This is a genomic window from Synechocystis sp. LEGE 06083 (assembly GCF_015207725.1).
Classification (GTDB): Bacteria; Cyanobacteriota; Cyanobacteriia; order Cyanobacteriales; family Microcystaceae; genus Synechocystis; species Synechocystis salina.
This window is the reverse complement of sequence record NZ_JADEWJ010000013.1, coordinates 22,322-28,321: the sequence shown is the minus strand read 5'-3', so window position 1 is coordinate 28,321 and position 6,000 is coordinate 22,322. Positions and strand designations below refer to the sequence as shown.

The following is a 6,000-nucleotide window of genomic DNA, read 5'->3' as shown; positions in this document are numbered from 1 at the left end:
GTAATAGGCCGACCACTACAGCGGGGTAATGATTGACCGGAGTAGCACTGAAACTCTGGCTGACAATGATAATGCCAATCCAGAGCACGATTGCCATGGCACTATCGATGGGAATCAGATAAACCAATAAACTAAGGCTGCCAGTGAGACATAAAATCGCCATCACCAAACCGTTGAGCCAGGAATAACCAATCCTTGCCCCCATATCTTTGCAACCGGGATGGCCAATGTAAATGGTGGTGGGAAAACAGGAGCCAAATAGGGCCGCCACAATGGTGCCCAGACCATTCACTGCTAAGCAAGGTGCTGTGGGATAATCGTCCCCCGCCGCCGCCGCACTTTCCAAGTTTTGCAAACTGCCCACCAAATTAAACAGTCCCATGGGTAGAATGATGCTGAAATAACTGACCAATACTCCCTTCGCCTGCCAGAGGCTGGCCAGATCCAGGCTGGGTAGATAAATTCCCAAGGGGGTGATCGCCGTTTCTACTTGTTGGGCATCCCAAGTGACTAATCCCGTTGCCCAGGCCAGAATGGTCCCCAGCACAATAGCCATCAATCCGCCGGGAATAGCAAATTTTAGTCCCGGTAACCGGAAAGTAACCTTGCCGAAATAGCTGAGCAGAATGACCCCCAAGGGCAAAATGCCCACTAAGGGATGGGCGTAGGTGCGGAGGAAAAAACCAAGGGCAATGAAAGTCAAAGCAATGCCCGCTAGGGTGGAAAGTAGAGCGGCCCTGGGGGTATAGCGCCGTAACCAATCCGCTCCCCAAGCCCCCGCCAATTCGATCAGACCGGAGCCAAAACAGGCCACTAAGCCCGCCTGCCAAGCCAACTCCGCCGCCGCTTCACTACTAGCCCCAGAGCCGATCGCCAATAATCGCACCGGGAGCATAACCAGAAAAATATAGGCAAACAAACTGACTGTGTTGATGCCGTAGGGCAAAGCGGTGATGTCATCCCGTCCTTCCCGTTTTCCTTGGTGATAGGCCAGCCAACTGTAATAAAAGTTGCCGACAATCAGGCTAATGGCAATGCTGGGTAAAATACGCCCAAAGATCAGGGTGGGGGGAAATTGCAACACCGATTGGGTCAATCCCACAATCACCAGGATCTGCACCAAGTTGTTCACCGCCAGGCCAAAGAAGCCATCAATGTCCTGTTTGACAAACCAACGGGGGGCGATCGCCAGAGCAGTCATAAGCCTATTAATGAAATGGTGAACGGGGCCAACTCGCAGCCAACATAAAAAGGCTACTCCATCCCCGCGGAAAAACAGTCATTTTTCTGACCATGGAGATTTGGTTCACTAAGCTGGCTTAAGCGGGGTAATTCAGTCACAACCGGCATAAGCCAACGGGGCATTTGAATTGCTAAAAAGTCCAGCAAATCCTCTGAGGGGATGGGATGGGCAAAATAATATCCTTGCCCCGCATCGCATCCTAGCCAATGAAGTTGGGTTAGATGCCGCTCAGTTTCAATGCCCTCGGCAATTAGGCTTTACCAAATAGTTTTGACATGGGAATAGCTCAAGATTTTTTGGTCACAGGTAATCAATGGGATTTCGTACCGCCGGGCGATCGCCACTAAAATTCTGTCGGCAGGATCTTTATGAAAGTTTCCAGGCAGATTAGCACTATCAATTGCGTCGGAAGGAGAAAGAGGTTCAATAACTGTGCCAGGTTGTTGTTTGGCTAATTCAAACCATTCGTGAATCGGTAGAGGAAGTTGCAGTTTATTGAGGCTTTGTTTAGTGGCAATTTCCCAGACTGAAATACTGGAAATAAGAATGCTATTGTTGTTTTCAGATTCGGTAATAATGCCCTGGGCTAGGGTCGATAATTGATCAGGATCGTGAAGTAACCACAGCCAAGTATGGGTATCAAGGAGAATCATTCCGTTAATACCTCCCACAATTCTGGCATGGGATCATCAAAATCTTCACTAATAGTGATAGGTAAGCCGCGCAGAGGATAGGTTTTTTTTGAGTTTTTTTTGAGGTCAGTAGTATCTTTTTTGATAGCATTTAGAAGCGTTTGAACCAGTTCCCATTTATCTTGGGTAGGTAATTTTAGGATTTGCGATTGAATCTCTTGTAAGTTCATAATTACTGGTCTCCAGATTGGAGTTTTTTCAATATACTCGGCGATCGCCGTAGTATTCATAGCACTTAGGAAGCGGTAAGCCGAGTTGATCAACGGCTCAACATAAAAAGGCTACTCCATCCCTGGGGAAAAACAGTCATTTTTCTGGCCATGGAGATTTGGTTCACTAAGCTGGCTTAAGCGGGGGTAATTCAGTCACAACCGGCATAAGCCAACGGGGCATTTGAATTGCTAAAAAGTCCAGCAAATCCTCTGAGGGGATGGGGTGGGCAAAATAATATCCTTGCCCCGCATCGCATCCCAGCCAATGAAGTTGGGTTAGATGCCGCTCAGTTTCAATGCCCTCGGCAATTACATCCAATCCGAGGGTGTGGGCCAGGGTCACAATAGTATGGACAATGGCAGTGTTTTGGTCGTTGGGCTCCATGGTGTTCACAAAGGACCGGTCCACTTTAATGGTGTTGATGGGAAAGCGGTGCAGATAACTGAGGGAAGAATAGCCCGTGCCAAAATCATCAAGGGAAATCTGGATATTTCTCTGGCGTAAACTGGTCAACACGTCGGTAGCCAAGTCCAAATTATCGATCAATAAACTCTCGGTGATTTCCAGTTTGAGGTCTTGGGGCCTCAAGTTGGTGATGGCCAAAATTTGATCCACCGTTTGGATGAGCCGTTGGTCGCGCAATTGACGGCCGGAAACATTAACACTTACCTGGAGATGGGGAATGTGGGGAAATTTTTCTTTAATTTGCAATAATTGCCGACTCGCTTCCCAGAGAATCCAATCCCCCATGGGGACAATTAAGCCCGTTTCTTCGGCGATCGCCACAAACTCTTCCGGCAGGAGCAGACCCTCTTCTGGGTGATGCCAACGCACCAGGGCCTCCACCCCCTGTAACTGTCCAGTTTTGAGGCAGATAATCGGTTGATAATATAACTGCAACTCGTGGCGAGCAATGGCCCGCCGTAGATCATTTTCCCGCTGGAGCCTCTGCACAGCATGGTGGTGCATGGTCTGGTTGAAAATAGCGTAGCGACCCTTACCGGCGGCCTTAGCTCGGTACATGGCGGTGTCTGCGTCCCGCAAAATATCTTGGGGATGGCCATAGTGGGGATGGTTGAGGGCAATACCAATACTGGTGTTGGTGAAAATTTCCTGGCCGTCCAAGTTAAACGGCCTTTGTAATTCCTGGTGAATTCTTTGGGCCACGGCGATCACATCTTCGGGACAGGTGATGTTTTCAATCAACATGGTGAACTCATCCCCCCCCAACCGAGCCAAGGTATCCTCTGGCCGTAAACATTGACGCAGACGATGGGCAATGCCCTGGAGTAGTAAATCCCCACAGGTGTGTCCCAAACTGTCGTTGATAATTTTAAAGCCGTCTAAATCCAGAAATAGCACCGCAAACCTTAAATCCTGACGACGTAAATTTCTTTGCAGAGCATGGCCCAGGCGATCGAGGAACATTAACCGATTGGGCAAATTAGTCAGGGAATCATGGTTGGCGTTGTAGTGGAGTTTTTCCACCGCCGATTTACGCTCAGTGATGTCACTGTCAATGCCGTCGATACGCAGGGGTTGATGCTGGGCATCCTGCACCAATTGACTACGGCGAAATAGCCACCGCTCCTTGCCCCCTGGTTGCACAATGCGATACTCCAACTCCGTCTGGCCTTTCTCCATTAGTAATTGCAGGTGATATTCCAGCAAAGGGCGATCGCCGGGATGAACCCGTTCAAACCAAAAATTTTTGCTCTGGTAACATACCTCCAGGGGTTGGCCATAGACCATGGCGGTGGTGGGATTGAGGTAAAGGGTGGCAAAACTAGCGGCATCGGCGGACCAAACCACATCCTGGATGGAGCCTAAAATTCCCTCCAAGCGTTGCTCACTGGCGGACAGGGCCTGCTCGGCGGATTTCCGTTTGGTAATGTCCGTCAGCATGGCCAGCTCCCCCCGGTAATTATCCCATTGGTCATACCACGCACTGCGGGACACCAAACCCCAGAGCACACTACCGTCTCGCCGTTGCAGTTGGACGTCGTAAACCTGATAATGGTTGGGCAACATACAGCGAGGGAAAGATTGCAAAGTCTCTTGATGACTGTTTTGCGACTCCGGCAAATGGTGAATGGCAAGGACAAAGGCCGTAATATTTTTCTCTAAAATTTCCTCTACCGAATAGCCCAACATATCCGCCAATTGCTGGTTGGCAAAGGTAGTTTGTTGGTCTTGGTCTAAAATCCAAATTCCCTCGGAGGTTAGCTCCACAATGTGGCGGTATTTTTTTTCACTTTCCGCTAGGGCCAGGCGGGCTTGGTGTTGTTCACTGATGTCCCGCAGGGAAACCAAAAAGGCCTTACCCTTTTGCCAATGGATGGGGGACACCCGCATTTCCGCCACCACCACATCTCCGCCGAGGGGGGTGAGGGTAATTTCGGTCACCTGATCCGCCACAAAGGGAATACCAAAGGGTTGCTGGAGCAGTTTCCCTTCCCGTCGTTTAAACATCTGCTTAGCGGCGGGGTTAACAAATTGAATAATGCCTTCTTGATCGACAATTAATAGCCCATCGGTGATGGTGACGATCATCCTACTGAAAAATTCTTGGCTGGTCCGTAGTTGTTGTTCTGTGAGCTTCTGTTTAGTGACATCGGTTTGGATGCCGATGAAGTTGACTAAAAAATTGTGCTGGTTATAGATGGGGGACAGGTATAAATGATTCCAAAAAGGCACCCCGTCTTTACGGTAATTTTTCAGCACCACTTCGCATTTTTGGCCACTGGCGATCGCCGAGCGGAGTATGGCTAACTGTTTGCCCTGTTCCCCTTGGCGGTCTTCGTCGAGCAGAAAGCGGCAGTTTTGCCCCATCACTTCTTCACGGCTAAAACCAGTAATGGTTTCAAAACCATGGTTGACGTAAACCACGGCATTATCGGCATCGAGGGCATTGGTGATTAGAATCCCATTGGAACTAGCGTCGATCGCCTGCTCCAACAACAGTAATTTCTCTTCGTATTCCTGGCGGTCAATGGCAGCGGCCAGGATATGGCTCGCAACAGTGAGGAAATCAACTTCTTCGTCAGTAAATTCACGGGTGGTGAGACTGTAAACGCCCAACACCCCAAACGCCGTTCTCGGCCCCGCCACAATCACATTGACCCCGCTGATAATGCCTAGGTTATGCAATAAAGGGGAGGCCCGAAATTTGGTACTCAACCTCAGATCCAGCGCAATCACTGGCTCGTAGTCTTCCACCCGGCGATCGCCGTTATAGCGGATGGTATAACCGGCGTAGGAACGGTCAGTGGCATCAATGGTGTAGTTCCCGATTAGGGATTGTTGCCAGCCCTCCCCAGCACAGAGCAGTAGGGCAGAACGGTTGGGTAAAAGTTCCCAAATGCCACAATAATCCACCCCCAAAGTGGCACTAATTAACTCGGTGGCTTGATCAAAAAATCCGTATAAATCATGGCTAAGTAAACCCCATTGCCCCAGACGAGCTAGGGTTGTCTGCAGACTTGACGTATTATTTTGTGAGGAAGGTAAACCCCGTTGGTGATGCTGGGCCAACTCCTGGGCTAATTTTGCTGTGGTCGTTTCCGCCGCCCTCAACTGTTGTTTGAGCTGGTGAATTTCCCTTTGTTGTTGACGCTCCAAATCATTGCCCATCGATTTATCATCCTGCCCAACCTCCATCCCCAGACGAGTCGAGGCAACGAACTGCGGTAAGCCCCTTGATTTGGCAACCCACCATGGCAAAGTGGGGAGCTTGAAACGAGACCAAATGTTCATCCAACGTATTTCAGCGAAAAAAACACCTCCCCGGAGTCACCATATCCCCGGGGATCATGGCCAAATTATAGGTCTTTCCCCCATCACCCATGGGTT

General features: G+C 49.7%; 4 protein-coding genes. All 4 read right to left on the bottom strand.

What is annotated here, in order from left to right; translation table 11 throughout:
- Positions 1 to 1,201: NCS2 family permease (locus IQ219_RS01980; protein ID WP_194071533.1), on the bottom strand; the 1,201-nt coding region annotated here is incomplete at its 3' end.
- Positions 1,202 to 1,500: 299 nt separating this feature from the next.
- A complete protein-coding gene (locus tag IQ219_RS01970; RefSeq protein ID WP_194071532.1) occupies positions 1,501 to 1,896 on the bottom strand; it encodes a type II toxin-antitoxin system VapC family toxin in 396 nt (131 codons plus the stop codon).
- Positions 1,893 to 2,165, bottom strand: coding sequence for a hypothetical protein (locus IQ219_RS19920; RefSeq protein ID WP_228016642.1), 273 nt, complete (start codon positions 2,163 to 2,165; stop codon positions 1,893 to 1,895). The genes IQ219_RS01970 and IQ219_RS19920 overlap by 4 nt, the downstream gene beginning before the upstream one ends.
- Positions 2,166 to 2,271: 106 nt before the next feature.
- Positions 2,272 to 5,781, bottom strand: coding sequence for an EAL domain-containing protein (locus IQ219_RS01960; RefSeq protein ID WP_228016641.1), 3,510 nt, complete (start codon positions 5,779 to 5,781; stop codon positions 2,272 to 2,274).
- Between the last annotated feature and the right edge of the window lie 219 nt (positions 5,782 to 6,000).

Excerpts from the sequence above, each read along its gene's own strand:
- IQ219_RS01970 (WP_194071532.1), bottom strand. The coding sequence starts at position 1,896 with ATGATTCTCCTTGATACCCATACTTGGCTGTGGTTACTTCACGATCCT.
- IQ219_RS19920 (WP_228016642.1), bottom strand. The coding sequence starts at position 2,165 with ATGAATACTACGGCGATCGCCGAGTATATTGAAAAAACTCCAATCTGG.
- IQ219_RS01960 (WP_228016641.1), bottom strand. The coding sequence starts at position 5,781 with ATGGGCAATGATTTGGAGCGTCAACAACAAAGGGAAATTCACCAGCTC.